Genomic DNA, 25877 nt, shown 5'->3' with positions numbered 1-25877 from the left:
CCCCGAGCACGGGGCGCCCCTTCGTACCCGCCGGTAGCGGCTGCGCGTACGATCGTCGGGCCATGGAGAACACAGCCACCTTCACCAGCTACGTCGCCGTCGGGGACTCCTTCACCGAGGGCATGTGCGACGACCTGCTGCCCGACGGCCACTACCGCGGCTGGGCCGACCGGCTCGCCGCCGCACTGGCCGCCGAGCGGAACGGCGACGGCTTCCGCTACGCCAACCTCGCCGTCCGCGGCAAGCTGATCGGCCAGATCTGCGACGAGCAGGTCGGGCCGGCCGCCGCCATGGGCACCGACCTGGTCACCCTGGCCGGCGGACTCAACGACGTGCTGCGCCCCGGCTGCGACATCGCCCACGTCAGGGAACGGTTCGGCATCGCCGCCCGCACCCTGCTCGCCGGCGGCGCCACCGTGGTCATGTTCACCAGCACCGACCCCAGCCGCCGGATGCCCGGCGGCACCCGCCTGCTGCCGGCCGTCCTGGAGCTCAAGGCCTTCGTCGAGGGCATCGCCCGGGACTCCGGCGGCAGGGCGGTCGTCGTCGACCTCTTCAGCGCCCCCTGCTTCGACGACCCGCGGATGTGGGCCGAGGACCGCCTCCACCTCTCCGCGGAGGGCCACCGCCGGGTCGCCGTCGCCGTCCTCGAGGCACTCGGCCGCCCCGCCGCCCAGGACTGGCGCATCCCGCTGCCGCCCGCGGCCCCGCAGAGCCGCACCGCGAAGCTCGGCGCCGACCTGCGCTGGCTGCGGAGCCACCTCGGCCCCTGGATCGGCCGCCGCCTCACCGGCCGCTCCTCCGGCGACGGCCGCCCGCCCAAGCGCGCCGAACTCCTCCCGTACGAGGGCTGAGCCCGTCCCGCCCGCTTCCGCACGTACGTCCCCGGGTACCCCCCAGAACAGGAGAACGAGCATGGCCGAGCCGCTGATCGCCGCCGTTGCGGGCCGGGTGCCCGCGGTCGACCCGACGGCGTTCGTCGCCCCCAGCGCCGTCGTCGTCGGCGCGGTCACCGTCGCCGCCCGGGCCGGCATCTGGTACGGCGCCGTGCTGCGCGGCGACGCGGAGGCGATCTCGGTCGGTGCCGACACCAACATCCAGGACAACTGCACCCTGCACGCCGATCCCGGCTTCCCGCTGCGGCTCGGCGAGCGGATCTCGGTCGGCCACAACGCGGTGCTGCACGGCTGCACCGTCGAGGACGACGTGCTGGTCGGCATGGGCGCCACCGTCCTCAACGGCGCCCGGATCGGCACCGGCTCGCTGATCGCCGCCGGGGCCGTGGTCACCCAGGGCACCGAGGTGCCCCCGGGCTCCCTGGTCGCAGGTGTGCCGGCGAAGGTCCGCCGCCCCCTCACCGAGGAGGAGCGCGCCGGCATCAAGGCCAACGCCGAGGGCTACCTCCTCCTCGCCGACGCCCACCGGGACATCGAACCGCAGTAGGGAAACCCATGCGGTGCCCCGCTCGACTGATCCGGGGTGGGGGGCGCAAGCTGTGATCACCCCCCATGTGACGGCGGTGCCGGGTCCGGCTGCGGCCGGTCGGGGCGGGCCGAGGCCCGGCAGAGCGGAGGAGCCGTGTTCCAACTGCTGTGGATTCTGATGATCGGTTTCGTGCTCGGCGTCCTGGCCAAGCTGGTCCTGCGCGGGCCGCAGGCGATCCCGTGGTGGTTGACGATGCTGCTCGGCGCCGCCGGTGCGCTGCTGGGCAACGCGGTCGCAGGCTGGATCGGCGTCGCACGCACCGGGGGAGTGGACTGGACCCGGCACCTGCTGCAGATCGGTTTCGCCGTCGCCCTGGTCGCCGTGGTGGCACCGATGTGGGAGCGCCGGAAAGCCGGCCGCTGAGTCGTGGCGTCCCCGGACGCGCGCCCGCCGGGCCCGGTCGATCGGCCGGGCCCGGCGGGCGTTCGGATGCAGGGCCGCGGCGTCAGTCCGCCACGAACTCGAGCAGATCCGTCTCGAAGGCCGCCCGGTAGGCGCCGTACAGGCCGTGCGAGCCGCCCTCGTAGATCTTGAGGATGTTGTCCGGCACGTGCTGGGCCGTCTTCAGGGCGGAGGCCTGCAGCGGCACGATCTGGTCGTCGTCACCGTGCGCGATCAGCGTCGGGACGTCGATCCGCTGCAGGTCCTCGGTGAAGTCGGTCTCCGAGAACTGCTTGATGCACTCGTAGGCCCCGCGCAGGCCGGCCTGCATGCCCATCAGCCAGAAGGCCCGGCGGGTGCCCTCGGAGACCTCGGCGCCGGGGCGGTTGAAGCCGTAGAAGCTCTCCGAGAGGTCCCAGTAGAACTGGGAGCGGTCGGCCGCCACGCCGGCCCGGATCCCGTCGAAGACCTCCATCGGGGTGCCCTCGGGGTTGGACGCGCTCTGCAGCATCACCGGCGGCACCGCGCCGAGCAGCACGGCCTTGCGGACCCGCGCGGTGCCGTGCCGCCCGATGTACCGGGCGACCTCGCCGCCGCCCGTGGAGTGCCCGACCAAGACGGCGTCGCGCAGGTCGAGGTGCTCGATCAGCGCGGCCAGGTCGTCCGCGTATGTGTCCATGTCGTTGCCCTGCCAGGGCTGGTCGGAGCGGCCGTGACCGCGCCGGTCGTGGGCGACCGCCCGGTAGCCGTCCTCGGCGAGCAGCCTGAGCTGCTCGTCCCAGGCGTCGGCGTTGAGCGGCCAGCCGTGGCTGAACACGACGGGCCGCCCGCTGCCCCAGTCCTTGTAGAAGATGCCGGTGCCGTCGGCGGTCGTGATCCTCGGCATGTCGCTTCCTTGTCTCCGGGCGCCGGGGCGGGCCCGCGCCGGGGTGGGGTGTGCGGATCGCGCAGCGGCCGTGGCTCCGCCGAACGGTTGGCCGGCGGCGCGCCCGAGGGCGTGCGCGGTGGACATGCTTCGACCGTAGGGCGGCCCGGCCGCCGGGGCGTGTTTTCGGAGGTCGCCCGGGTGGCCGGTTCAGGCGGCGGTGGTGACGGTGACCGTGGTGAAGCCGAGCGAGCGCAGCAACCCCTCGAGCATGGCCGCGGTGTTGGTCTCGGCGGTGGTGGTGAGGGCGGTGTCGCGGGCGGCGGTCTGGATCTTCTCGGTCGCGAGGATCTCCAGCCGCTGCTGGTCGCCGGGGTTGCCGGAGAAGAAGTCGCCGATCCGGTCGAAGAGTCCGCGCTGCTGGGAGAAGACGTACGAGCGGCGGACGTCGAGCGCGGCCTCGGCGAGGCGGGCGTGCGGCAGGGCGACGGTGGCCGTGCGGCGGTCCTCGGAGACGGTCACCGAGCCCTGCTGCAGGCCGCCGAGGTCGACGTAGGCGCCGACGGTCCCGGCGGCGACGTACAGGGTGCGCTTGCCGAGGAGCTGGGACGGCAGGAACTTCGCGTCCTGGTCGAGGTCGACGATGACCTGGAAGTTGCCGGTGGCGGCGGTGTACCGGCTCATGTTCTGGATGGACTTGAGGACGGCGGGCTGGCTGCGGTCGACCTCCCGCCGGGCGAACGGGTCCGGCAGGCCGGGCACCAGGTCGAGCCGGGCCGCCGTGAACAGCAGGGCGACCACGGCGGCCAGGGCGAGCGGCAGCCGGAGGACGCGGGGGAGAGCGGGGAGCCGACGGCCGGCGCGGACCGGATCGGCCTTCCCGGTGGTGCGGTCGTTCTCGGCGGCGGTGTCGGGTACGGACCGGCGGGCCATCGCAGAACCTCCTGGGTCGGTGCGGGCGCGGGTGTCCGGCCCGCGCGCGCATCCTTCCCCCGATCGGCGGTTCGATTCGGCCCGCCCGGGCCCGGCTCCGACCGGGCCCGGTTCCGCCCGGGCCCGGGTTCAGCCGGCCCAGGGCGGGGTGACCGTGGAGCCGTCCGGGAGGACGGCCTGCAGGCCGACGGTGCTGGTGACCCATGCGGCGGCGGGGCCGGGGCCGGGGTTGTCCAACCGGAGCACCGAGCCGGCCGGGGCGACCGCGGTGTCTCCAGGGGCGAGGACGACGGTGGTGCCGCCGAGGGTGACGGCCGGGGTGCCGTCGAGTACGTGCAGCACCTCCTCGTGGCTGATGGTGTGCTCCACGCCCCGGGTGCCGGCCGGGACGTCCAGGCGCCACGCGCGGAGCCGGTCCGCGCCGGTGGTGGCCGAGGCGTGCGAGGTGAAGCGGGCGCCGTGCAGCTCGTACACGGTGGCGTCGGCGGGGCGGACGACCGGCATGCGGGATTCCTCCGGGCTCAATGGTCAGCTTGATTGACTATATGGTCAGGTGGATTGACCATATAGTCAAGCGACTGGACTTGTTCGGAGGTGGGCCGGCCCGGCCCGGAGCCCGGTGAATCGTCAAGTGCCTAGACTGTCCGCCATGGACGAGCATGTTGCCCGCGCCCTTCCGCCCCTGGTCCTGGGCCTCGCCGCGGACCTGGTCCGCACCATCGACGAGGGCGTACGGGCCCGCGGCTTCGACGACGTGCGGCCGGCGCACGGCTTCGCCTTCGTCCGGCTCGCCCCCGACGGCGCGACCGTCGGCGAACTCGCCGAGCACCTCGGCGTCACCAAACAGGCCGCCAGCCAGATGGTGGAGGAACTCGTCCGCAAGGGATACGTGGAGCGCCACCCGCACCCCGGTGACGCCCGCGCCCGCCTGGTGGTCCTGACCGCGCGCGGGTGGGCCTGCACCCGGGCCGCCGACGAGGCCGCCGCCGACGCCGTCCGCCCCTGGCAGGAGGCCCTCGGGGAGCAGCGCATCGGGCAGCTCACCGCCGACCTGGCGGAGCTGACCCCCAGCGGGAGGCTGCGCCCGGTCTGGTGACGCCCCCGCCGGTGCCCCGCCGCCGATGCCCCGGACGGCCCGTCAGTCCCGGTCGAAGGAGCGGAGGAAGGCCTCCAGCAGCGAGGCGTCCCCGAAGACCTCCAGCCGGTCGTCGCCGGCCCGGCCCCAGAGCCACAGCAGCAGGTCGGAGGCCTCGCCGCGGACGGCCACCGCGCCCTTGGCGTGCTCGCGGGCGACCGTCCACGCGCCGTCGGCGACCCGCACCGACCACTCGCCCTCACCGTCGGTGGCGTGCAGGTGCACCCCGCCCTCCGGGAAGTCCGCCGGCGGGACGGCCTCGCCGTGGAAGAGCGCCAGGAACTCGTCGACGCCGTCGACGGCCGTGGCGCGCGGGACCGGCTCGGCGAGACCGGCCGCGGACTGGGCGTCCCAGCAGTGCACGGCCGTCTCCTGGGCCATCCGGCGCTGGACGAACCCGGCGTCCTTGCGGGCGGACCAGGACCAGCGCGGCTCGTCCGGATCGAGCTCCGCCAGCACGGCGGCCAGCTCCTCGCACTGCGTGCCGAACCAGGGGATCAGCTGCTCGTCGCCGACCGGGGCCGGATCCTCGTAGCCGTCGGGGCCGGCGAGCTCGCCGGAGGCGATCAGGCGCCAGAAGAGGTAGACCTCGCCGGTGTGCCGGACGAGGTCCCGCACCGTCCAGTCCGGGCAGCCGGGGACGGGCAGGTCGAGGCGGCCGTCGGCGGCCTCGGCGAGGCGGGCGGCGCCCTCGCGGAGAGCTGACACGTAGTCGGATCGGTTCACGGGGCGAACGGTAGTCCGGCGCCCCGGTGGCGGACCATCGGGTTTCGGGCCGCCGGCCGCCGCCGGCCCGCTGCTCAGGCCACCCGGATCGGGCCGCGGTTCACCCGCGGTGCCTCCTGCAGCGCCGCCACGGGGGAGACCGAGGCCCGCCACAGCCGGGCCGCCGACCACAGCGAGGCGATCAGCAGCAGACCGTTGCGGGCCACGATCACCAGCGTGGGCTGCCAGCCGCCCTTGATCATCGCGTCGAAGAACAGCGGGTAGTCGACCGTGGTGACGCCCACCGCCAGCAGGATGACCACCGCCACCGGGCGCTGCGAGGAGCCGCGCACCGTCAGGCAGACCGCCGTCAGGCCGATCAGCCAGATCAGGTACTGCGGGCTGATCACCCGGCTGGTCACGGTGAACAGCAGCACCGCGGTCAGCGCCGCGTCGTACGGCAGCGCGGGGTTCCACCGGCGGGCGCGGAACCGCCACAGCAGCAGCCAGCCGAAGGCGAGGGCGGTCAGCACCAGCGACATCTTCGCCACCAGGTCCACGTGCGGGCCGAGGAACTCCAGCGAGCCGTAGTGCATGTCGACCTCGCCCGGCCAGCCCAGCTCCCTGGCGACGTGCAGCACGCTGCCGCCCAGCGACTCGATCTCCACGCCGCGGCCGCGCTGCGCGGTCAGGAAGTCCAGCACACCGTCGAACAGCGTCGCCAGCACCAGCAGCAGCGCCGCCGCCGACAGGCACATCGCCGTCCAGGCCTGCCGGGTGCCCCTGCCGCGGGGCGCGCCGAGCACCACCAGGGCCGGCCACACCTTGACCATCGCGCCGATCCCGGCCAGCACCCCGCCGGCCCGCGGCCGGCTCGGCATCAGCAGCAGCGCGGCCATCGCCAGTGCCGTCACCGGCAGGTCGTACCGGCCGTACGGCAGGCCCAGCATCAGCGGCAGCGACAGCGCCCACATCCACGCCCCGGCGGTCGAGCGGCCCCGGTGCACCCCGCCGTTGCGGCGCAGCGACACCCGCACCAGCGCGGCCTGGGTGACGGCGTCCGTGAGCAGCATCAGCAGCACGAACGCCTGCAGGTAGGTGAGGTAGGGCACCAGGCCCGGCGCCAGCATGGTCAGCGCCGCGCCCGGCGGGTACTGCCAGGTCACGTCGCCCACCGGGAAGCGGCCCTCGCTCAGCACCTCGTACCAGTGGAAGTAGGTGCGGTGCACCTCGACGGCCTGCTCGGCCTTGCCGGAGCGCAGCATGCCGATCATGACCAGCCGCGAGGCGACCCAGTAGCCGGCCAGGGCGAGGGCCTCGCGGGGCCAGGTGGCGGGCCGCGTCCAGCGGAACGGCCCGTCCAGGGGCACCCCCCACTGGGTGACCGGTGTCGGACCCTGAGCCACCTTCGCCTCCATGGAGCTGCGCGTGCCTGTGATCTATCTCATACCAGACAAATCGGGCCTGGTGATCGCGGTGCAACCGTGTGTCACCGACCGTCAGCACAACGCGCCACGCCGTCCGCAGGACACGGCCCGACCCGATCCGGCGCGCCGCACCTGCCAGAATGCAGGGCGTACCAGGAGGAACCCCGGGAGAAGGTGGCAGGCCCCGTGACCATGCCGGTCGAACGCAAGATCGCCGAAGAGCTGGGCGTCCGCGAGGGGCAGGTGAAGGCGGCCGTCGACCTGCTCGACGGCGGCTCGACCGTGCCCTTCATCGCCCGCTACCGCAAGGAGGCCACCGGCGCGCTCGACGACGCCCAGCTGCGCACCCTCGAAGAGCGCCTGCGCTACCTGCGCGAGCTCGAGGAGCGCCGCACCGCCGTCCTGGAGTCCGTCGAGGCGCAGGGCAAGCTGGACGACGAACTGCGCGCCCGCATCCTGGCCGCCGACTCCAAGGCGCGCCTGGAGGACATCTACCTCCCCTTCAAGCCCAAGCGGCGCACCAAGGCGCAGATCGCCCGCGAGGCTGGCCTGGAGCCGCTCGCCGAGACCCTGCTCGCCGACCCCGCCCAGGACCCGGCCGCCCTCGCCGCCGGCTACCTGAACGAGGCCGTCGCCGACACCGCCGCCGCCCTCGAGGGCGCCCGCGCCATCCTCGTCGAGCGCTTCGGCGAGGACGCCGACCTGGTCGGCTCGCTCCGCGAGCGGATGTGGACCAGGGGCCGCCTGGTCGCCACCGTCCGCGAGGGCAAGGAGCAGGACGGCGCCAAGTTCTCCGACTACTTCGACTTCGCCGAGCCCTACACCAAGCTCCCCTCGCACCGCATCCTCGCCATGCTCCGCGGCGAGAAGGAGGAGATCCTCGACCTCGAGCTCTCCCCGCTGGACGGCTCCGAGGAGACCGACCTCCCCGGCGAGAACGACTACGAGCAGCGGATCGCCGCCCGCTTCGGCATCGCCGACCGCGGCCGCCCCGCCGACAAGTGGCTCACCGACACCGTCCGCTGGGCCTGGCGCACCCGCATCCTCGTCCGGCTCGGCATCGACCTGCGGACCCGGCTGCGCCAGGAGGCCGAGGACGAGGCCGTCCGCGTCTTCGCCGCCAACCTGCGCGACCTGCTGCTCGCCGCCCCGGCCGGCACCCGCGCCACCATGGGCCTCGACCCGGGCTTCCGCACCGGCGTCAAGGTCGCCGTCGTCGACGCCACCGGCAAGGTCGTCGCCCACGACACGATCTACCCCCACCAGCCCGCCAACAAGTGGGACGCCGCGCTCGCCACCCTCGCCGCCCTCGCGAAGAAGCACGCCGTCGACCTCGTCGCGATCGGCAACGGCACCGCCTCCCGCGAGACCGACAAGCTCGCCGAGGACCTGATCGGGCGCAACCCCGACCTCGGGCTCACCAAGGTCATGGTCTCCGAGGCCGGCGCCTCCGTGTACTCGGCCTCCGCCTTCGCCTCCCAGGAACTGCCCGGCCTGGACGTCTCCATCCGCGGCGCGGTCTCCATCGCCCGCCGCCTCCAGGACCCGCTCGCCGAACTGGTCAAGATCGACCCCAAGTCGATCGGCGTCGGCCAGTACCAGCACGACCTCAGCGAGGTGAAGCTCTCCCGCTCGCTGGACGCCGTCGTCGAGGACTGCGTCAACGCCGTCGGCGTCGACGTGAACACCGCCTCCGCGCCGCTGCTCACCCGGGTCTCCGGCATCACCGGCACCCTCGCCGACAACATCGTCGCCCACCGCGACGCCAACGGCCCCTTCCGCACCCGCCGGGCGCTCAAGGACGTCGCCCGGCTCGGCCCGAAGGCCTTCGAGCAGTGCGCGGGCTTCCTGCGCATCCCCGGCGGCGAGGACCCGCTGGACGCCTCCGCCGTCCACCCCGAGGCATACCCGGTCGTCCGCCGCATCCTCGCCGCGACCGGCGGCGACCTGCCCGCCCTGATCGGCAACAGCTCCGCGCTGCGCGCGCTGCGCCCGGCCGACTTCGCCGACGACACCTTCGGCGTGCCGACCGTCACCGACATCCTCGGGGAGCTCGACAAGCCCGGCCGCGACCCGCGCCCGGCGTTCAAGACCGCGACCTTCAAGGAGGGCGTCGACAAGATCGGCGACCTCGAGGTCGGCATGGTGCTCGAGGGCGTCGTCACCAACGTCGCCGCGTTCGGCGCCTTCGTCGACATCGGCGTCCACCAGGACGGCCTCGTGCACGTCTCCGCGCTGTCCAAGAACTTCGTCAAGGACCCGCGCGAGGTGGTCAAGCCCGGCGACATCGTCCGGGTCAAGGTCACCTCGGTGGACGTGCCCCGCAAGCGCATCGGCCTGACGCTCCGCCTCGACGACGACACCGCGCCCCGCTCCGGCGGCGACCGGGCGGACCGCGGCGACCGCGGCGACCGGCGCGGCGGCGACCGCGGCTCGCGCCCGCCCCGCCAGGACCGCCGCGGCGGCGGCCGCGAGCAGGCACCGGTGGTCAACTCCGCCATGGCCGACGCCCTCCGCCGGGCCGGCCTGACCCGCTAGACCTGGTGCCACGGGGGCGTGTGGGGTGCCCACCCACACGCCCCCGGGTGCTGCGGCCCCGCTATCCTCCTCGGGTTGTCCATGATCGTCGGGGACGAAATCCCGGGCCGCCCTCGCGCTCTCCGCGACCGACCACCGCCAGGTGCTGCTCGACTTCGGCGCCGACTGGTGCCCGGACTGCCACGTCCTCGACCGGCTCTTCCACGCCGAGCAGGTCGCGCCGCGGCTCCGCACCGACTACCGGGTGGTCGCCATCGACGTCGGCCGCTTCGACCACAACCTCGACCTCGCCGCCCGCTACGTCGACCTGAAGACGAGCGGCATCCCGGCCCTGGCCGTGCTCGCCCCGGACGGCACCGTCCGCACCGCCACCGACGACGGCTCCTTCGCCGACGCACGCTCGATGAGCGCCGGCACCGTGGCCGCCTTCCTCAAGCAGTGGTCCGCGAAGTGACGCTCCGCCCCCGGTACGCCGCGCTCCTCGGCGCGGCGCTCCTCCTACCGCTCGGCTGCGCCGCCCCGAGCCGGCCGGAGCCCGCGCCGTCGGGCCGCTACACCGGAGGCGGCGTCACGGTCGAACTCCGGCTGGACGCCGCCGACGCATCGCCCCGGCTCCTGCGGGCCACCATTCACCCCGCAGGAACCGGGCTTCCACCTCTACAGCGTCGACCTGCCCGAGGGCGGAGTGTCCGGCCTCGGCATTCCGACCAGGCTCGGGCTCCGGGGGTCGCTCGCGGCGGCCGGCACGCCGAAGGCCGACCGGCCGCTGCGGACCGTCAGCCCGTCCGGCCTCGGCGTCGCCCTGCCGGTCTACCCGGACGGCCCGGTGACCCTCACCGTGCCGGTCCGCAGCACCGGGACGGGACGGGCCGGCGCCGTGATCAGCTGCGGGGCCTGCAGCGCCCAGCGGTGCCTCGTCCCCGTCACGGATCAACCGGTCCCGCTCGACCCGTCCTGAACGCCGGGGCGGCACGCGGCGCCCCGCCGGTCAGCGGTGCGCCGCGCGGGACTCCACGGCGAGGGCGACCAGTTCGCCCCACCAGGCGTCGCGGCCGCGGACGAGCAGGCGCTGGGCCTCCTCGGCCGGCATCGCCCGTACCTCGACCACCTGCTCACCGTCGTCCGGGTTGGTCGGCAGCGAGTCGACCACCACCTCGGCCCAGCCCCACAGCCAGGCCTTCTCCGGGTGCGGCTGCCACGGCCGGTACGGCTCCGGGGCATCGGTGACGGCGTGGTGGGCGCCGATCCAGACCGGCGGCGAGAGCAGTCTCGCCCCCGCCTCCTCCCGCAACTCCCGCTCCAGGCACGACTCCACCGACTCGGCGGCCTCCCGGGTGCCGCCCGGCAGGAACCAGTGCCCGCGGGCGTCCTTGCAGAGGACCACCCCGCCTTCGGCGAAGCCGACGACATGGATGTTCGTGATCAGCTCGTCCGGCGGGAGCTCCGCCGAGAACTGCGCGTCAATACCGCCCCAGCCCCAGCGCTGCGGGGCGTGCAGGTGCGGGAACCGGGCCGCCAGGGCCGCGAGTTCCCCTGCTCTGTCCGTGGTGTCCGTCATTGATCGATACTAGTCCGCCCGCAGCCCCGCCGATGCGCGTTCACGGTCGCGTCGACCGTACGGGTGGCTCCGGACGTGACCCCTCGTGGTATTCGCGTGCCCGGAACCGCCTCGGACCGGCCGGCGGGAACTGACCGAGTACCACCACTTCGAGGGCGAGATGCAGCTCTCGGTGGTGCGCACCCACCTGCCGGCCCTCGGCATGCCGGGCTTCCTCGTCGTCCTCCGGGCACACCCGGCAGCCGAACGGGGAGCGGCCCGGTGTGCGGTCGCTCCCCGCTCCGCCGTTGCGGACCGCTCACCAGGCGGCCTCCTGGTAGTCCTTGAGGAAGACGCCGGAGACCGGGGAGCCGGCCTCGCCGCGGACGATGGGGTCGTAGATCCGGGCAGCGCCGTCGACGATGTCCAGCGGGGTGCGGAAGCCCGCGGCGGACTTGCGGGCCTTGACCGGCGCCGGGGTCTCGTCGGTGATCCAGCCGGTGTCGACGGCGCACAGGTGGACGCCGTGCTTGGCCAGTTCGGAGGCGCTGGTCCGGGTGAGCATGTTGAGGGCGGCCTTCGCCATGTTGGTGTGCGGGTGGTCCGGGGTCTTGTTGCGGACGGCGAACCGGCCCTCCACGGCGGTCACGTTGACGATGTACCGGTTCGGGTGCGGCGAGGCGAGCAGCAGCGGCAGCAGCCGGTCGCAGAGCAGTGCCGGGGCGACCGCGTTGACCAGCTGGACCTCCAGGACCTCGGCCGCGTCCAGCGTGCCGAGCCGGGCCGACCATGAGTTGTGCTCGGCGGTGTCGGGCAGCAGGCCGGCCTCGTCGGCCTCCGGCCGCAGCGCGGCCGGGAGGGCCGGGGCCGCGGCCGCGGCGGCGGGCTCGGCGGACTCGAGCTCGGCGGTGGGCCAGGCCGGGGCGAGCGCGGGCATCGGGCGGAAGCCGGGGGCGTGCAGCACCCTGGCACCGGCGGGCAGTTCGGCCTGCTCGCCGGCGGTGAGCAGGGCGTACGCCTCCGGGGGCCGGCGGATGGTCTGGGCGGCGTTGTTGACCAGTATGTCCAGCGGCTTGCCCTCGGCGTGCAGTTGCTCGCAGAGGCCGAGGACCTGGCGCGGGTCGCGGAGGTCGATGCCGACCACGCGGAGCCGGCCCCACCAGGTGTCGCTGTCGGCGGCGGCGCGGAAGCGGCGCAGGGTGTCGCCGGGGAACCGGCTGGTGACGGTGAGGTCGGCGCCGTCGCGGAGCATCATCAGGGCGAGTTGGAAGCCGATCTTGACCCGGCCGCCGGTGAGCAGGGCGCGGCGGCCGCGCAGGTCGGTGCCGAGGGTGCGGCGGGCCGTGTTGAGGGCCGCGCAGCGGGGGCAGAGCCGGTGGTAGAACGCATCCATCTGACGGTATGTCGACTTGCAGACATAGCAGTGGTGGGAGCGTATGAGGGTGCCGATCGGTCCGGGGGTGGCCGGTGCGGCCAGCGGGGCGTCCTCGCGGCGGTCGACCGCGCCGGTGGCGGTGGCGTGCACGAGTGCGGTGTCGGCGACCCGGGCGAGGTCCTGCGCCTGCTGCCGGCGCCGGCGGCGGCCTTCGCGGATGAACGCGTCGGCGGTCTTCTCCGCCCTGACCCGGGTGGGGTGGTCGGCGGGGAGCCTCCGCAGGCGGGCCACGGTGTGCTCGTAGGCGGCCAGTTCGTCCTCGGAAAGCTCGGTGTGCAGCAGCATGGCCCCTCCGTTCGGGCTCGGTCGGCGGCCCGGCGACGGTCGCGGGGCTCGCAGTGCACCGCCCGGGCCGCCGGGCAGCCGGCCGCCCCGGCGGTGCTGGGAGCCTAGCGACCGCCACCGTCAGGCCGGAATCGATTAAGACCGACCGGCGCCGCCGTGCCGGGCTGTCACCAGGTGGGTGTCGGGACGGTCATGATCCCGAGGGTGCCGCCGGGCGGGAAGAGGCCGGCCCGGACGACGGTGAGGAAGAGCGGGCCGAGCAGGTCGAGCAGGTGCTCGGTGCGGTCGGCGCCGAAGGCCTCGGGGCGTAGTAGAGCACGGCGTGCAGCGGCTCGAGGTGGTGCCAGGCGCGGCGCGGCAGGGCGCGGTCGAAGGGCATGTGCGGGCGTCTCCCGGGAGTTGTGGTGCGGCGGGCGGCCGACGCCCATGATGCGCCAGCAATGTGAGGATGAGTCAGATGTTCGACGGGTGGAATGGGGGCAACCCCCGGCGGGCCGGTTGGGGCTCCGCCGGGGGTCGCCGGTACGGGTGGGGCGGTGCGGTGTCAGCCCCGGTACTGCGCGAAGATCTTCGAGAACTCGTACGGGCTCTGCGGGATGTTGGTGCACTTGTAGAGGGCGCCGGTGCAGGCGTTGGCGTCGCGGCCCATCTCCCAGAAGGACAGCATGCCCAGGTGGTGCTGCTGGGCGAAGGCGACCAACTGCCGTGCGTCGTCCTGGTTGTAGATGCCGTGGTCGTCGTTCTCGCCGAGCATCGGGGTGACGCCGGTCATCGCCCACAGCTGGGCGTCGCTCTTGGCCGGGTAGAGGGTCGCGAGCTGGTTGCGGGTGGACTGGGCGGCCTGCACGGCGTCGGTGCCGTAGTCGGTGGCGGGTCGGTTGTAGTCCATGGCCATCACGTTGACCAGGTCGACGGCCACGCCGGCGTCACGGGCGGCGCGGACGACGGAGACGCCTTCGGCGGTGAGGCCCTCGGGCAGCACGGGCAGGGTGAAGGAGACCTTCAGGCCGGGGTGGGCCTGCTGCAGCTTGGCGAGGGCGGCGCCGCGGCGGGCGTTGGCGGCGGTGTCGGGCACGGCCGCGCCCTCGATGTCGAAGTCGACGTACTTCAGGCCGTAGGCCTTCACCACGGCGTCGTACTCGGCGAAGAGCGAGTCCACGGTCGAGCAGGCCTGGGCGAGTTCGGTGCCGGAGGCGCCGCCGAAGGACACCTTGACGTCCCCGCCGGCCGCCCGGATCGCGTCGATCTGGTCCTTGCCCCAGCCGGTGCGCGGGTCGTAGGCGTTGAACCAGCTGGCCTTGCAGCCGGTCGAGGTCACGAAGGCGAGGGTGAAGGACTTGAGGTTCCCGGCGCTCGCCATCGCGGTCAGCGAGGGGGTCGGCCAGGCGCCCATGTCGACGTACGGGGCGACCGGGACGGCCACCGCGGGGCCGGTGGAGGTGGGGGACGGGCTGGAGGTCGCGGTCGGTGACGCCGTGGCGGTGGGCGAGGCGGTCGCGGTCGGGGTGGTGGTGGGCGTCGCCGTCGGCGTGGTGGTCGGGGTGCCGCCGGGGCCGGAGAGGACCAGGTCGTCGGCGAGGTAGGCGCCCTGGCCGTACCAGCCGTGCAGGTAGACGGTGACGCTGGTGGTGGCGGGGCCGGTCTTGAAGCTGGTGCTCAGCTGCTGCCAGCTGCTGCCGCCGGGCGTCCAGGTGGCCGGGTCGGTGACGCCGTTGCCGGTGGCGCCGAGGTAGACGTACTGGCCCTGCACCCAGGCGGAGAGGCTGTAGGTGGTGTTCGGCTGGACGGCGACGGTCTGCGTGCACTGTGCGGTGTCGCTCGCGGAGGCGGCGCCGCGCAGCGCGTACGAGCCGCCGTGCGCACCGGTGTTGACCACGGAGCCGGTGCCGGCGGAGCAGGTCCAGGGGCTGAGCGAACCGCTCTCCAGGCCGGGGTTGGCGAGCAGGTCGGCGGCGGCCGCGTCGGCGCCGGACGCGAGGACGGAGAGGCCGCCCGCGGCGAGGGCGGCCGCGCAGACGGCAGCGGCGATGCGGCCCTTGCGGCGGGCGGCATGGCGGTGGAGCGCGCGTGGCATGGGGAGTGCCTTTCGGGGACGTGGCCGGGCCCGCGCGGGTCGTGGGGTCGTGGGGGTGCGCGGGCGGGCCGAGGGGGCGGTGTGCGGCGCCGCTCACCACAAAATGGCCTAGACCATTGAGTGCGTCAACCCTCCTGGGCGCACATGGGCGAGGCTTACGGCGCCGTTAAGGTCCGTCGGCTCCGGCTCCGTCCCTCCGGTTGCTGACGGGTCGTCGGATTCCGACTTGACCTCGAGTGCACTCCAACCGGCAGGCTTGCCCTGCGACCGGATCACCACCGAAGGAGGAGCAATGCGCACCACCAAGCTCGGCACCGAGGGCCCCGAGGTCGGAGTGGTCGGACTCGGCTGCATGGGGATGACCTGGGCCTACGACCCCAACGGTCGGGACGACACCACCTCGGTCGAGGTGATCCGCACGGCGCTCGACCTCGGGGTCACCCTGATCGACACGGCCGACATCTACGGCCCGTACGACAACGAGGAACTGGTCGGCAAGGCACTGGCCGGGCCGTACCGCGAGCGGGCGGTGCTCGCCACCAAGGTCGGCCTGGTGCCCGGAACGGGCGGCGAGCGGGTCGGCAACGACGGGCGCCCCGAGCACGTGCGGAAGGCGATCGACGACAGCCTCCGCCGCCTCGGCACCGACCACGTCGACCTCTACCAGCTGCACCGGGTCGACCCGAAGGTGCCGATCGAGGAGACCTGGGGAGCCCTCGCCGAGGCCGTGCAGGCCGGCAAGGCGCGGCAGATCGGCCTGTCCGAGGTGACGGTGGAGCAGATCGAGCGGGCGCAGGCCGTCCACCCGGTGGCCTCCGTGCAGTCCGAACTCTCGCTGTGGACGCGGGACGCGCTCGCCGAGGTGCTGCCCTTCACCGAGGCCAACGGCATCGCCTTCCTGCCGTTCTCCCCGCTCGGCCGTGGCTTCCTGGCCGGCCGGTTCTCCTCGACCGGCGACCTGCCGGCCGACGACTGGCGGGCCACCCTGCCGCGCTTCCAGGCCGAGGCGCTGGAGGCCAACCTGGCGCTGGTGGCGAAGGTCGAGGAGATCGCCGGGCGGACGGGCGCCACGACCGCCCAGGTGGCGCTCGCCTGGGTGCTGGCGCAGGGCGGGCTGGTGATCCCGATCCCGGGCACCAAGACGCCGAAGTACCTGGCGGACAACGCCGCCTCGGCCGGGGTCCGGCTCTCCGCCGAGGACCTCGCCGAACTGGACGCCCTGCCGGCCCCGGTCGGCGACCGCTACTGAGACCGGGGCGGCTGCAACAGGGGCGGGGGGAACTGCGCAGTCCCCCCGCCCCTTGTGGTGCACCCTTTCAGGCCGTGTGCTCCATGACCCAGATCAGCTTGCGGCCGGTCTCGGAGGGCGCGGTGATCAGTGCCTCGTCGATCCGGTCCAGCCGGTAGCCGAGCTTCCGCGGAACGGCCGCGCTCGCCGTGTTGGCCTCGTCGCAGTGGATCTCCACCCGCCCGACGCCCGGCAGGGCCAGCGCGGCCTCGGTGAGCGCCCGCGCGCCCGCCGTGGCCAGGCCGCGGCCGACGTGCCGCTCGGAGACCCAGTAGCCGATCTCCAGGGCGCCCGGCCCGATCCGCCCGTGCAGGCCGAACGCGCCGATCACCTCGCCCGGTTCGGCGTCCGGCGCGAGCACGTACATGAAGTCGGTGCCGGCGTCCCAGACCTCCTCGCCGGCCCGGGACATCTCGATGCTGTGCTCCATGCTCGGCGCGGCCTTCGCCCACGGCATCCACGGGCGCAGGTGGTCCAGGTTGGTGCGGACGGCCTCGTTGAGCGCGGCCGCGTCCGCCACCCGGCGGCGCCGGAGCGAGGCGCCGAGCGGCAGCGGCAGCAGCTCCGGCGGGCGGGCGTCGGACACCGGGCGCGGGCCGGTGTCAGGAACGTCGGCAGTGTGGTTCATGACAAGGATTATCGGTGCAGGCCAACGGCGCCTTCAACGCCTTTCCCGGCGCGCCGGGACGGGCGCCCGCCCCTCTCCGGGGGCCGGCGCCCGCCCTGACCGTCACAGCCGCACCAGGACCTCCTCCAGCCCCTTGCGTTGCAGATCCGGCACCCGGGCACCCTCCGCCGGACAGCCGACCTGCGACCGTTGTCAGAGCTCGCGGACGCGGCCGTCCTCGACCACCAGTCGCCGGTTCACCGTGACCGCCTCCAGCATCCGCCGGTCGTGCGTCACCAGCAGCAGCGTCCCCGTGTACGAGGCCAGCGCCGACTCCAGCTGCTCGATCGCCGGCAGGTCCAGGTGGTTGGTCGGCTCGTCCAGCACCAGCAGGTTCACCCCGCGGGCCTGCAGCAGCGCCAGCGCCGCCCTGGTCCGCTCACCGGGCGACAGCGTGCCCGCCGGACGCAGCACGTGCACCGCCTTCAGCCCGAACTTGGCGAGCAGCGTGCGCACCTCCTCGTCGCTGAACTCCGGCACCGCCGCGGCGAACGCCGCCGACAGCGGCTCCTCGCCGAGGAACAGCCCGCGCGCCTGGTCCACCTCGCCGACCACCACGCCGGAGCCCAACGAGGCACTGCCGCCGTCCAGTTCGAGCCGGCCCAGCAGGGCGGCCAACAGCGTGGACTTGCCCGCGCCGTTCGCCCCGGTGATCGCCACCCGGTCCGCCCAGTCGATCTGCAGGTCGACCGGCCCGAAGGAGAAGTCCCCGCGCTGCGCCGTCGCACCCCGCAGGGTGGCCACCACGGCGCCGGAGCGCGGCGCGGTGGCGATCTCCATCCGCAGCTCCCACTCCTTGCGCGGCTCCTCCACCACGTCCAGCCGCTCGATCATGCGCTGCGTCTGCCGGGCCTTCGAGGCCTGCTTCTCCGTCGACTCGGCGCGGGTCGCCCGCGCCTTCTTGTCGTTGTCCCCGCCCTTGCGGCGGGCGTTGCGGACGCCGTGCTCCATCCAGTTGCGCTGCATCTGCGCGCGGGCCTCCAGGGAGGCCTTGGTGTCCGCGTAGTCCTCGTACTGCTCGCGGGCGTGCCGGCGGGCCACCGCCCGCTCCTCCAGGTACGCCTCGTAGCCGCCGCCGTACAGGTTGACCTGCTGCTGGTGCAGGTCCAGCTCCAGCACCCGGGTCACCGTGCGGGCCAGGAACTCGCGGTCGTGGCTGATCAGCACCGTGCCCGCGCGCAGGCCCTTCACGAAGGACTCCAGCCGCTCCAGGCCGTCCAGGTCCAGGTCGTTGGTCGGCTCGTCCAGCAGGAACACGTCGTAGCGCGACAGCAGCAGCGAGGCGAGGCCCGCCCGCGCCGCCTGGCCGCCGGACAGCGCGGTCATCGGCAGGTCCAGCGACACCTTCAGCCCGAGCTGGTCGGCGACCTCCTCGGCCCGCTCCTCCAGGTCGGCGCCGCCCAGGTCCAGCCAGCGGTCCAGGCTCGCCGCGTACGCGTCGTCCGCACCGGGACGGCCCTCCACCAGGCCCTCGGTGGCCTCGTCCAGTGCCGCCTGCGCCGCGGCCACGCCCGTCCGGCGGGCCAGGAAGTCCCGCACCGACTCGCCCTCGCGGCGCTCCGGCTCCTGCGGCAGGTGGCCGACGTTCGCGGTCGGCGGGCTGAGGCGCAGCGCACCGCCCTCCGGCGTGTCCAGGCCGGCCAGCAGCCGCAGCAGCGTCGACTTGCCGGCGCCGTTCACGCCGACCAGGCCGATCACGTCACCGGGCGCGACCACCAGGTCCAGGCCGGAGAAGAGGGTGCGCTCGCCGTGGCCGGCGGCAAGGTCCTTGACTACGAGAGTGGCGCTCATGATGCGCCGATTCTAGGGCGTGCGGGCCGTCGGCCCGTTCGGCCGTGGGGTCAGGTGCTCTGCACCGGGCTGACCTCGAACACCCCGCACACCCGCAGGTGGAACGGGACGAGCTTCTGCTGCGTGCTCGCCGGCGGGTACACCCCGAGGTAGGTCGAGGTCGTCCGGCAGGACGGCACCACACCCGGATCGTTGGTGCGGATCGTCGCCGTCGCGGTCCCGGCGGGGGTGAGCACCACCGTGCTCACCGGGACCCCGTTGCGGGCGGCCGGTGCACCGATCATGGCGTGGCCGGCCGTGAGCACGCTGACACCGGGGTAGCCGCGCAGCGCACAGGAGCGGGTGGCGGTGTTGGTGAACACCACCGGGTACAGGAAGGAACCCGCGGCCTCCTGCGGGCTGCCGACGGCCGGATACAGGTCGCCCGCCCGGCAGGTGGGGGTCGTGGACGCGGCCTGGACGCTCTCCGCGGCGGCCACCGCCCCGCCGGCGGCGAGGAGGGCGGCTGCGGAGCCGAGGGCCAGGGTGCGCTTGCCGATGCCGATCATGATCGTCCCCCGTCCGGGACCGGGCAGGCACCACCGACCGGCCTGCCCGCACCCCTGGAGACGCCGGACCGAACTGCAGCGGTTCCGCCGTAGGGGCGCGGGGAACTGCGCAGCCCAGGATCGGTGTGCCTGGATTGTGGGGTTGAGCCAAGTGCTCGATCGCGCCGGTTGCCCGCATCCGGATTGCGCAGTTCCCCGCGCCCCTGGGGATGCCCCCTCTGTTTTGTTCGCCCCTCGTAAATCCGTTGCCGCTCCGCGGGGCGGTCCGTACGGTGGTGGGCGTTCGCACGACAAGCCCGTACGTCTGGAGAAGGCCCTTGCTCTTCTGAGGTCACGAGACACCGCTCTGTGCTCCCGCCCGATCACCCGTCGGCGGTCGAGCGTGCGTGAGCGTGCGACCTCGGACGAGAGCCGGACCTTCCACGGTGCCCGTGCCCGCCTTGTGCCGTCCTGCCGCTCCCGCGGTGTCTCCCGTGTTGCTCCCTCCCACACCAAAAGCAACCCGCAGGAGGCCATCCATGGCGCAACCCACCACTTCCGTCCTGTGCACCGACCTGTCCTTCGAGTGGCCGGACGGCGTCCCCGTCCTCGACGGCTTCCACCTCGCGGTGGGGCCGGGCCGCACCGGTCTGATCGGCCTCAACGGGGCCGGCAAGTCGACGCTGCTCCGGCTGATCGCCGGGGAGCTGACGCCGACCTCGGGCACCGTCCGGGTCGGCGGCGAGCTCGGCTACCTGCCGCAGGGCCTCACCCTGCGGCAGGACGAGCAGGTCGACGAGGCGCTCGGCATCCGGGCGGCCCGCGAGGCCCTGCACGCCATCGAGTCCGGCGACACCGACGAGCGGCACTTCACCGCGGTCGGCGACGACTGGGACGTCGAGGAGCGCGCCCGGGAGACCCTCGGCCGGCTCGGCCTCGGCCGACTCGACCTGGACCGCACCACCGGCGAACTCTCCGGCGGCGAGGGCGTGCTGCTGCACCTCGCGGCCCTGCTGCTGCGCCGCCCGGACGTCCTGCTGCTGGACGAGCCCACCAACAACCTCGACCGGTCCGCCCGCGCGCGGCTGTACGAGGCGGTGGCCGCCTGGCGCGGTGTCATGGTGATCGTCAGCCACGACCGCGAACTGCTGCAGCACGTCGACCAGATCGCCGACCTCAGGGACGGCGCGGTGACCTGGTACGGCGGCAACTTCGCGGACTACGAGCGGACGCTGGCCGCCGAGCAGGAGACCGCCGAGCGGCTGGTGCGCAATGCCGCGGCCGACGTGCAGCGGCAGAAGCGCGACCTGATCGAGGCCCGCGCCCGGCTGGAGCGCAGCGCCGCGTACGGGAAGGCGAAGTCCGCCCAGCGCAACGACCCCAAGATCCTCGCCGGGGCGTTCAAGAACAAGGCCGAGGCGACCTCCGGGCGGGTGCGCGGCATGCACGCCGAGCGGCTCGCCGATGCGAAGGAGCGGCTGACCGCGGCGGAGGAGGCCGTCCGCGACGACGCCGAGATCCGGATCGACCTGCCGCACACCGCCGTCCCGGCCGGACGGACGGTACTCCTCCTCGACCGGGTGCGCCCGGCCCACGGGCCGGTCGGCGCAGCACCGATCGACCTGGAGCTGCGCGGCCCGGAGCGGGTGGCCCTGGTCGGCCGCAACGGCTCCGGCAAGACCACCCTGCTGCGCACCGTCGCGGGCGAACTCGCCCCGGCGGCCGGGGAGGTGGGCACGCCGGTGCCGATGAGGTACCTCCCGCAGCGGCTCGACCTGCTGGACGACGAGCTGAGCGTGGTCGGCAACGTGCGGCAGTTCGCCCCCTCGGCGGGGAACAACGCGATCCGGGCGCGGCTGGCCCGGTTCCTGTTCCGCGGTGAGCGGGCCGACCGGCCCGCCGCCACGCTGTCGGGCGGCGAGCGGTTCCGGGCCACGCTGGCCGCGCTGCTGCTCTCCGAGCCGCCGCCGCAGCTGCTGCTGCTGGACGAGCCGACCAACAACCTGGACCTGGCGAGCGTCCGCCAGCTCACCCAGGCGCTGGCCGGCTACCGGGGCGCGCTGGTGGTGGTCAGCCACGACCTGCCGTTCCTGCGGTCGATCGGCGTCACCCGCTGGCTGGAGCTCGACGGCGACGGCCTGCACACCGTCGACCCGCTGTAGCCGCAGGCCGTACGGGTCCGGCGGCACCCGCCGCGAAAATGCCCGTGCGCCCGCACCGTGGGTGCGGGCGCACGAAGCGGAGGCGCCGGGGAGGGCCGACCCCCTGCGATCTTCCCTCCCCGGCGGGTTCTCGGGGGCCGGCGCCGTGCGGCGCCGGCCTGCGGCGGTCAGCCCCCGGCGGCCGTCCCCGCCGCGGACGCGTCCGCTGCGGCCGTCTCCGCTCCGGCGGCCCGGCGGCGCCCGCCGACCAGCTTGGTGCCGAGCCGGTCGAGGCCGATCACCACGGCGCCCAGGACGACGAACTCGACCGTCAGCTGGGCGATCTGGCCGGCCACCCAGCCGTAGCCCTCCGGGTTCGGGTCGAGGAAGAAGTACGGGTACTTCAGCGGGAAGGACGGGAAGAGGATGGCCCGCGCCTCGGTGACCAGGGCGTACCCGAGCGGGAAGGACAGCCACAGCGGCAGGTCCTTCCAGCGGGAGGCGTTGCGCGGCTTGAGGAAGAGCCAGTCGCCCACGACGAGCACCGGGGTGACGTAGTGCAGGAAGAAGCTCGACCAGTGCTGCAGCCGCTCCGGGCCGGACATCAGGCCGGGCAGCGGGTTCTCGCCGTGCTGGAGCAGGATGTGCGAGACCAGGCCGGTGATCACGATGTACAGCGTGGCGGCGCCGCGCAGCCGCGGGGCGGGCGCGTCCACCGTGTTGCGCTTGACCATCCAGTACACGGCGCCGATGAAGTAGCCGAGCACGATGACGTTGCTCTCGAGGGTGAAGTACACCAGCGAGCTGTTGCTGAGGACCAGCCCCAGGCCGGCCGAGAGCACGATGGCCAGCCGCCACCAGAGGGCGGGCTTGGTCCGGACTGTCATGGGTTCACCAGTTCTCGTCGGCGTGCGGACGCGGCCCGCCGTGGTGACCGATGGGTCGGCAGGCAGGCCGGTCGCCGCACTCTACCCGCCGGTAGGTGAGCTGTGGAAGCTGCGTGCGCGGCGCCGGTGGATCACCCCGCGGCCATGAATCCGGAGCGGTAGGCGAGCACCACGGCCTGGGTGCGGTCGCGCGCGCCGATCTTGGCGAGCACGTTCCCGACGTGCGTCTTCACCGTCTCCGGGCTGACCACCAGCCGCTCGGCGATCTCCCCGTTGCTCAGCCCGTCGGCCATCAGCCGCAGTACCTCGCGCTCCCGCGCGGTGAGCCGGTGCAGCAGCCGGCGGGCCCCCGCCGCCGACGACTCCGCCGGGCCCGGGACGATCCGGCGCACCGCCTCCGGGAACAGCAGGGAGTCGCCGCCGGCGACCGTCCGGACGGCCTGCACCATCTCCTCCGCGCGGGCCCGCTTCAGCAGGAACCCGGCGGCGCCCGCCCGCAGCGCCCCGTACACGTGATCGTCGTGCTCGAAGGTGGTGACCACCAGGACCCGGGGCGCGTCCGGTTCGGCGGTGAGCAGCTCGGTGGCGCGGATGCCGTCGGTGCCGGGCATCCGGACGTCCATCAGCACCACGTCCGGGCGGAGCTCGCGGACCAGCGGCAGCACGGCGGCGCCGTCCTCGGCCTCGCCGACCACGGTGAGGTCGGGTTCGGCGTCCAGCACCACCCGCAGCCCGGTGCGGACCAGCCGCTCGTCGTCGGCGATCAGCACGCGGATCATGCGCCCGCCTCCTGCCCGGCCCCGGCGCGGCCGGTGGCCAGGGGGATGCGGACGGCGAGCCGCCAGCCGCCGGCGGCGTCGGGCCCGGCACTGCCGGTGCCGCCCAGTGCGGCCACCCGCTCGGTGATCCCGGGCAGGCCGCGCCCGCCGCCTTCCCTCGTTCTCCGGCCGGCCCCCGGCGGGTTGGTCAGGTCCACGGTCAGCTTCCCGTCGTCGATCCGGATGTGCAGCCGGGCGGGCACCGGCCCGGCGTGGCGCAGCACATTGGTCAGCCCCTCCTGGACGATCCGGTACACCTCCCGGGAGATCGCCGGCGGCAGGTCGCCCAGGCCGGGGTCGAGCCGTGCCTCCACCGCCACCCCGGCGGACGCCGTCCGCCGGAGCAGGGTGTCCAGCCCGTCGAGCGCGGGCCCGCCGCCGGCCGGCTCCTCCTCGCGCAGCAGTCCGAGGACGGCGTCCAGCTCGCCCACCGCGTCGCGGGCCACCGCCTCGATCGCGGCGAGCGCCTCCGCGGCGAACTCCGGGTCGCTGCGCAGCACCCGGCCCGCGGCGGCCGCCTGGATCGCCACCGCGCCGAGCGCGTGGCCGACGGAGTCGTGCAGTTCGCGGGCCAGCCGGTTCCGCCGGGCCAGCTCCAGGGCCCGCCGCTCGGCGGCGGCGATGCGTTCGGCCGGGGTGGGGCCGAGCAGCGGCCCGGCCGCGCGGGCCAGCAGGGCGCCCGCCGCCACGATCGCGCCAGCGAGCAGCAGGGCGAGGCCGAGGGCGATCAGCGGTGCGGGCGGCGGGTGGTCGCCGAACCAGTACTGCTGCCAGTCGCCGTCCGTCGGCAGCACCAGCAGGGCGACCACGGCCGGCGGGATCGCGAGGGACATTCCGGCCACCACCCCGCCGAGGAACAGGTGCAGGGTGAACCAGGCGGCCGTGCGCCGCCGGGCCGCCCACGACCGGGAGGGCAGCACCGACAGCCGGGCCGCGGCCGTGCCCGCGCAGAGCGCCCGGGCGGCGGTGCTCTCCAGTGCCCGCACCACCGGGACGAGCCCGGTCACCGCGGCCATCGGCAGTGCCGCGGCCAGTGCCAGCAGTTGTCCGGCGATGGAGTGCTGCGACGCCGTGCGGGGCAGCAGAACCCCGACCACGACCATGGTGAGCAGCCAGTACGGCATCAGCAGGGCGCCGCCGAGCACCAGATGGACCCAGCGCAGCGCGACCCGCCGCCCGTACTGCGCCGCACGGGACGCGCGGCGTGCTGCACGAAGGCCGTGCAGCACACTGCGGCGGCGCACGGGTGTCGGAAGGCCGGCGGAGTCCATGCCCCGACCCTGCCACTCCCGTGGCGCCCGCCGCATCGGCAGGAAGAAGGGAACCTGCTCCCCCGGGCGGGGGAGCAGGTCCTGTCCTGCCGGAGGATCGGACGGCCGGTCAGACCGCGCTGCAGACGGTGCCGTTCAGGGTGAAGGCGGTCGGCGCGGGGTTGCTGCTGCCGTGGCTTCCGTTGAAGCCGAAGGCGTAGGAGGCGCCAGGGGCGAGGGTGGTCGCCCAGGAGGGGTTGGCCGCGGCCACGGTGGCGCCGGACCGGGTGAAGACCGCGCTCCAGCCCTGGGTCACCTGCTGGCCCGCCGTGAACTGCCAGCCGACCTGCCAAGGGCCGATCGCCGAGGTGCCCTTGTTGGTCACCGTGACGTTCGCGGTGAAGCCGCCCGTCCACTGGTTGGCGACGCGGTAGGCCACGGTGCAGCCGCCCGGAACGGGGGAGGAGCTGGGCGACGTGCTCGGCGAGGCGGAGCCGGAGGGCGAGGAGGACGGCGAGGCGGAGGTGCTCGGGCTGGCCGTCGACCCGCCGAACGCGGCCGCCACCGCAGAGTGTGCCGGCTTGGGCTGCAGGTTCTCGTCGTACAGGGTGGCGGCGCCGTGGCCGGGGAAGACGTCCGGCACCCAGGAGTCGGCGTCGTCCAGGCCCCAGACGGTCACGCCCACGCACCGGGTGACGGCGCGGCAGGCGGCGACGACCTTGCGGTAGTCCTCGGCCTGGGCGGCCAGGGTGGTGGCGTTGGACGGCGTCTGCATCCGGACGTCCAGCTCGGTGATCGCCACGTCGACGCCGAGGTCGGCGAAGCGCTGCAGGTTGGCCTTGAGGTCGGACGGCACCTGGCCGAGGACCAGGTGCGCCTGGAAGCCGACGCCGTCGATCGGAACGCCCTGCTGCTTCAGCGACTTGACCAGGTTGTAGAGGGCGGTGCTCTTCGCGTTGACGCCCTCGATGCTGTAGTCGTTGATGTACAGCTTGGCGGCGGGGTCGGCCTGATGCGCCCAGGTCAGCGAGTCCGCGATCCAGCTGTCGCCGAGGTTGTCCTGCCAGATGCTGCTGCGGCGGGTGCCGTTGTCGTTGAACGCCTCGTTGACGACGTCCCAGGCGTAGATCTTCCCGGCGTAGCGGCCGGCCTCGGTGGCGATGTGCTGCTGCAGCATGGTGCGCAACTGGGCTGCGCCGAAGGCGCCGTTGGTGATCCAGCCGGGCACCTGGCTGTGCCAGGCGAGGGTGTGGCCGCGGACGACCTGCCCTCCTGCCCGGGCGGCGGCGACGAGGCGGTCGGCGGCGGCCCAGTCGAAGTTGCCCTGACCGGGTTCGACGGCGTCCCACTTCATCGCGTTCTCGGCGGTGACCGAGTTGAACTGGGTTGCCACGAGCGAGGCGTAGGCGGTGGAGCCGGTGAGCCGGTTGTCCGCCACCGCGACGCCGATCTGGCGGCCGTCGGCCGCGGCGAGGGTCCGCAGCGGGGTGTCTGCGCCGTGCGCGGACATCGAGGACAACGGGATCAGGACGGCGGCCAGCAGGGCGGCTACGAGCGCGACCAGGCTGCGGCGCGAAGTGGAGGCCACGGGGGCGTCCCTTCCCTGCGTGGGATGTGTACCCGGGGTACTGCGACACGCAGAGGCCCGGAGGGGATGGTGGTGCCTCCGAGGGTTGGTGCAGACGGTACGGGTGGGGCGCGGGCACGT

General features: G+C 74.1%; 23 protein-coding genes and 1 pseudogene. 9 read left to right on the top strand and 15 right to left on the bottom strand.

Annotated features, from left to right (window positions below; genetic code table 11):
• The first annotated feature begins 62 nt into the window (after positions 1-62).
• From AB0M03_RS23165 to AB0M03_RS23155, 3 genes are all read left to right on the top strand, one after another.
• Positions 63-854 carry an SGNH/GDSL hydrolase family protein gene (locus AB0M03_RS23165; RefSeq protein WP_363493797.1) on the top strand — a complete coding sequence of 264 codons (792 nt, stop codon included), beginning with the start codon at positions 63-65 and terminating at the stop codon, positions 852-854.
• Positions 855-915: 61 nt separating this feature from the next.
• On the top strand, positions 916-1443 hold the full coding sequence (locus AB0M03_RS23160) for a gamma carbonic anhydrase family protein (protein WP_363493795.1): 528 nt from the start codon (positions 916-918) through the stop codon (positions 1441-1443).
• A gap of 159 nt (positions 1444-1602) precedes the next feature.
• Positions 1603-1848: a GlsB/YeaQ/YmgE family stress response membrane protein gene (locus AB0M03_RS23155; protein WP_363493831.1), complete on the top strand. Its 246-nt coding sequence runs from the start codon at positions 1603-1605 to the stop codon at positions 1846-1848.
• Between the two features lie 82 nt (positions 1849-1930).
• Here AB0M03_RS23155 and AB0M03_RS23150 read toward each other — a convergent pair whose 3' ends face one another.
• The 3 genes from AB0M03_RS23150 to AB0M03_RS23140 all read right to left on the bottom strand — a co-directional run bounded on the left by AB0M03_RS23150 (position 1931) and on the right by AB0M03_RS23140 (position 4168).
• Positions 1931-2752: an alpha/beta hydrolase gene (locus AB0M03_RS23150; RefSeq protein WP_363493793.1), complete on the bottom strand. Its 822-nt coding sequence runs from the start codon at positions 2750-2752 to the stop codon at positions 1931-1933.
• 189 nt (positions 2753-2941) lie between these two features.
• On the bottom strand, positions 2942-3664 hold the full coding sequence (locus tag AB0M03_RS23145; protein ID WP_363493791.1) for a DUF4230 domain-containing protein: 723 nt from the start codon (positions 3662-3664) through the stop codon (positions 2942-2944).
• 129 nt (positions 3665-3793) lie between these two features.
• Positions 3794-4168: a cupin domain-containing protein gene (locus AB0M03_RS23140; protein ID WP_363493790.1), complete on the bottom strand. Its 375-nt coding sequence runs from the start codon at positions 4166-4168 to the stop codon at positions 3794-3796.
• A gap of 145 nt (positions 4169-4313) precedes the next feature.
• On the opposite strand from AB0M03_RS23140, the gene AB0M03_RS23135 reads away from it, so the two are divergent.
• Positions 4314-4760: a MarR family winged helix-turn-helix transcriptional regulator gene (locus tag AB0M03_RS23135; RefSeq protein WP_363493788.1), complete on the top strand. Its 447-nt coding sequence runs from the start codon at positions 4314-4316 to the stop codon at positions 4758-4760.
• A gap of 42 nt (positions 4761-4802) precedes the next feature.
• On the opposite strand, the gene AB0M03_RS23130 is transcribed toward AB0M03_RS23135, so the two are convergent.
• On the bottom strand, positions 4803-5525 hold the full coding sequence (locus AB0M03_RS23130) for a maleylpyruvate isomerase family mycothiol-dependent enzyme (RefSeq protein WP_363493786.1): 723 nt from the start codon (positions 5523-5525) through the stop codon (positions 4803-4805).
• Positions 5526-5599: 74 nt separating this feature from the next.
• A complete protein-coding gene (locus tag AB0M03_RS23125; RefSeq protein WP_363493784.1) occupies positions 5600-6910 on the bottom strand; it encodes a glycosyltransferase family 87 protein in 1311 nt (436 codons plus the stop codon).
• Between the two features lie 213 nt (positions 6911-7123).
• Between AB0M03_RS23125 and AB0M03_RS23120 the strand changes: the two genes are divergently transcribed.
• From AB0M03_RS23120 to AB0M03_RS23110, 3 genes and pseudogenes are all read left to right on the top strand, one after another.
• Positions 7124-9469 carry a Tex family protein gene (locus AB0M03_RS23120; RefSeq protein ID WP_363493829.1) on the top strand — a complete coding sequence of 782 codons (2346 nt, stop codon included), beginning with the start codon at positions 7124-7126 and terminating at the stop codon, positions 9467-9469.
• A gap of 118 nt (positions 9470-9587) precedes the next feature.
• Positions 9588-9923, top strand: a pseudogene (locus tag AB0M03_RS23115) (thioredoxin family protein); the annotation flags it as partial.
• Between the two features lie 231 nt (positions 9924-10154).
• Positions 10155-10427, top strand: coding sequence for a hypothetical protein (locus AB0M03_RS23110; RefSeq protein ID WP_363493783.1), 273 nt, complete (start codon positions 10155-10157; stop codon positions 10425-10427).
• A 30-nt stretch (positions 10428-10457) separates the two neighbouring features.
• On the opposite strand, the gene AB0M03_RS23105 is transcribed toward AB0M03_RS23110, so the two are convergent.
• From AB0M03_RS23105 to AB0M03_RS23095, 3 genes are all read right to left on the bottom strand, one after another.
• Positions 10458-11027 carry an NUDIX hydrolase gene (locus AB0M03_RS23105; RefSeq protein ID WP_363493781.1) on the bottom strand — a complete coding sequence of 190 codons (570 nt, stop codon included), beginning with the start codon at positions 11025-11027 and terminating at the stop codon, positions 10458-10460.
• A gap of 298 nt (positions 11028-11325) precedes the next feature.
• Positions 11326-12726 (bottom strand): SDR family NAD(P)-dependent oxidoreductase, encoded by a 1401-nt coding sequence (locus tag AB0M03_RS23100; protein WP_363493779.1) that lies wholly within the window; start codon positions 12724-12726, stop codon positions 11326-11328.
• A gap of 544 nt (positions 12727-13270) precedes the next feature.
• Positions 13271-14800 carry a carbohydrate binding domain-containing protein gene (locus AB0M03_RS23095; protein ID WP_363493778.1) on the bottom strand — a complete coding sequence of 510 codons (1530 nt, stop codon included), beginning with the start codon at positions 14798-14800 and terminating at the stop codon, positions 13271-13273.
• A gap of 292 nt (positions 14801-15092) precedes the next feature.
• Between AB0M03_RS23095 and AB0M03_RS23090 the strand changes: the two genes are divergently transcribed.
• A complete protein-coding gene (locus tag AB0M03_RS23090; RefSeq protein WP_363493776.1) occupies positions 15093-16049 on the top strand; it encodes an aldo/keto reductase in 957 nt (318 codons plus the stop codon).
• A gap of 67 nt (positions 16050-16116) precedes the next feature.
• Here the strand turns inward: AB0M03_RS23090 and AB0M03_RS23085 are convergent, their stop codons facing one another.
• The 3 genes from AB0M03_RS23085 to AB0M03_RS23075 form a co-directional block, all read right to left on the bottom strand.
• Positions 16117-16716 (bottom strand): GNAT family N-acetyltransferase, encoded by a 600-nt coding sequence (locus AB0M03_RS23085; protein ID WP_363493774.1) that lies wholly within the window; start codon positions 16714-16716, stop codon positions 16117-16119.
• A 192-nt stretch (positions 16717-16908) separates the two neighbouring features.
• Positions 16909-18546, bottom strand: coding sequence for an ABC-F family ATP-binding cassette domain-containing protein (locus AB0M03_RS23080; RefSeq protein WP_363493772.1), 1638 nt, complete (start codon positions 18544-18546; stop codon positions 16909-16911).
• 50 nt (positions 18547-18596) lie between these two features.
• Positions 18597-19094, bottom strand: coding sequence for a DUF4232 domain-containing protein (locus AB0M03_RS23075; RefSeq protein ID WP_363493770.1), 498 nt, complete (start codon positions 19092-19094; stop codon positions 18597-18599).
• A 518-nt stretch (positions 19095-19612) separates the two neighbouring features.
• Between AB0M03_RS23075 and AB0M03_RS23070 the strand changes: the two genes are divergently transcribed.
• The gene (locus AB0M03_RS23070) at positions 19613-21235 is read left to right on the top strand and encodes an ABC-F family ATP-binding cassette domain-containing protein (protein WP_363493768.1); all 1623 of its coding nucleotides are present in this window, start codon (positions 19613-19615) and stop codon (positions 21233-21235) included.
• A gap of 167 nt (positions 21236-21402) precedes the next feature.
• On the opposite strand, the gene AB0M03_RS23065 is transcribed toward AB0M03_RS23070, so the two are convergent.
• The 4 genes from AB0M03_RS23065 to AB0M03_RS23050 all read right to left on the bottom strand — a co-directional run bounded on the left by AB0M03_RS23065 (position 21403) and on the right by AB0M03_RS23050 (position 25757).
• Positions 21403-22101, bottom strand: a complete 699-nt coding sequence (locus AB0M03_RS23065) for a Pr6Pr family membrane protein (protein WP_363493766.1) — start codon at positions 22099-22101, stop codon at positions 21403-21405.
• A 131-nt stretch (positions 22102-22232) separates the two neighbouring features.
• The gene (locus AB0M03_RS23060; RefSeq protein ID WP_363493765.1) at positions 22233-22880 is read right to left on the bottom strand and encodes a response regulator transcription factor; all 648 of its coding nucleotides are present in this window, start codon (positions 22878-22880) and stop codon (positions 22233-22235) included.
• Entirely contained in the window at positions 22877-24190 is a 1314-nt protein-coding gene (locus AB0M03_RS23055; RefSeq protein WP_363493763.1) for a histidine kinase, read from the bottom strand. The genes AB0M03_RS23060 and AB0M03_RS23055 overlap by 4 nt, the downstream gene beginning before the upstream one ends.
• A 109-nt stretch (positions 24191-24299) precedes the next feature.
• Positions 24300-25757: an endo-1,4-beta-xylanase gene (locus tag AB0M03_RS23050; protein WP_363493762.1), complete on the bottom strand. Its 1458-nt coding sequence runs from the start codon at positions 25755-25757 to the stop codon at positions 24300-24302.
• Positions 25758-25877 lie beyond the last annotated feature (120 nt).

Source organism: Kitasatospora sp. NPDC051914, from assembly GCF_040680995.1.
Lineage (GTDB): Bacteria > Actinomycetota > Actinomycetes > Streptomycetales > Streptomycetaceae > Kitasatospora.
This window is presented reverse-complemented; position numbering and strand designations above follow the sequence as displayed.

Coding starts and splice junctions, on each gene's coding strand:
- AB0M03_RS23155 (WP_363493831.1), top strand. CDS start 1,603: ATGATCGGTTTCGTGCTCGGCGTCCTGGCCAAGCTGGTCCTGCGCGGG.
- AB0M03_RS23065 (WP_363493766.1), bottom strand. CDS start 22,101: ATGACAGTCCGGACCAAGCCCGCCCTCTGGTGGCGGCTGGCCATCGTG.
- AB0M03_RS23075 (WP_363493770.1), bottom strand. CDS start 19,094: ATGATCGGCATCGGCAAGCGCACCCTGGCCCTCGGCTCCGCAGCCGCC.
- AB0M03_RS23145 (WP_363493791.1), bottom strand. CDS start 3,664: ATGGCCCGCCGGTCCGTACCCGACACCGCCGCCGAGAACGACCGCACC.
- AB0M03_RS23120 (WP_363493829.1), top strand. CDS start 7,124: ATGCCGGTCGAACGCAAGATCGCCGAAGAGCTGGGCGTCCGCGAGGGG.
- AB0M03_RS23070 (WP_363493768.1), top strand. CDS start 19,613: ATGGCGCAACCCACCACTTCCGTCCTGTGCACCGACCTGTCCTTCGAG.
- AB0M03_RS23150 (WP_363493793.1), bottom strand. CDS start 2,752: ATGCCGAGGATCACGACCGCCGACGGCACCGGCATCTTCTACAAGGAC.
- AB0M03_RS23055 (WP_363493763.1), bottom strand. CDS start 24,190: ATGGACTCCGCCGGCCTTCCGACACCCGTGCGCCGCCGCAGTGTGCTG.
- AB0M03_RS23090 (WP_363493776.1), top strand. CDS start 15,093: ATGCGCACCACCAAGCTCGGCACCGAGGGCCCCGAGGTCGGAGTGGTC.
- AB0M03_RS23095 (WP_363493778.1), bottom strand. CDS start 14,800: ATGCCACGCGCGCTCCACCGCCATGCCGCCCGCCGCAAGGGCCGCATC.
- AB0M03_RS23160 (WP_363493795.1), top strand. CDS start 916: ATGGCCGAGCCGCTGATCGCCGCCGTTGCGGGCCGGGTGCCCGCGGTC.
- AB0M03_RS23165 (WP_363493797.1), top strand. CDS start 63: ATGGAGAACACAGCCACCTTCACCAGCTACGTCGCCGTCGGGGACTCC.
- AB0M03_RS23140 (WP_363493790.1), bottom strand. CDS start 4,168: ATGCCGGTCGTCCGCCCCGCCGACGCCACCGTGTACGAGCTGCACGGC.
- AB0M03_RS23080 (WP_363493772.1), bottom strand. CDS start 18,546: ATGAGCGCCACTCTCGTAGTCAAGGACCTTGCCGCCGGCCACGGCGAG.
- AB0M03_RS23085 (WP_363493774.1), bottom strand. CDS start 16,716: ATGAACCACACTGCCGACGTTCCTGACACCGGCCCGCGCCCGGTGTCC.
- AB0M03_RS23135 (WP_363493788.1), top strand. CDS start 4,314: ATGGACGAGCATGTTGCCCGCGCCCTTCCGCCCCTGGTCCTGGGCCTC.
- AB0M03_RS23105 (WP_363493781.1), bottom strand. CDS start 11,027: ATGACGGACACCACGGACAGAGCAGGGGAACTCGCGGCCCTGGCGGCC.
- AB0M03_RS23100 (WP_363493779.1), bottom strand. CDS start 12,726: ATGCTGCTGCACACCGAGCTTTCCGAGGACGAACTGGCCGCCTACGAG.
- AB0M03_RS23060 (WP_363493765.1), bottom strand. CDS start 22,880: ATGATCCGCGTGCTGATCGCCGACGACGAGCGGCTGGTCCGCACCGGG.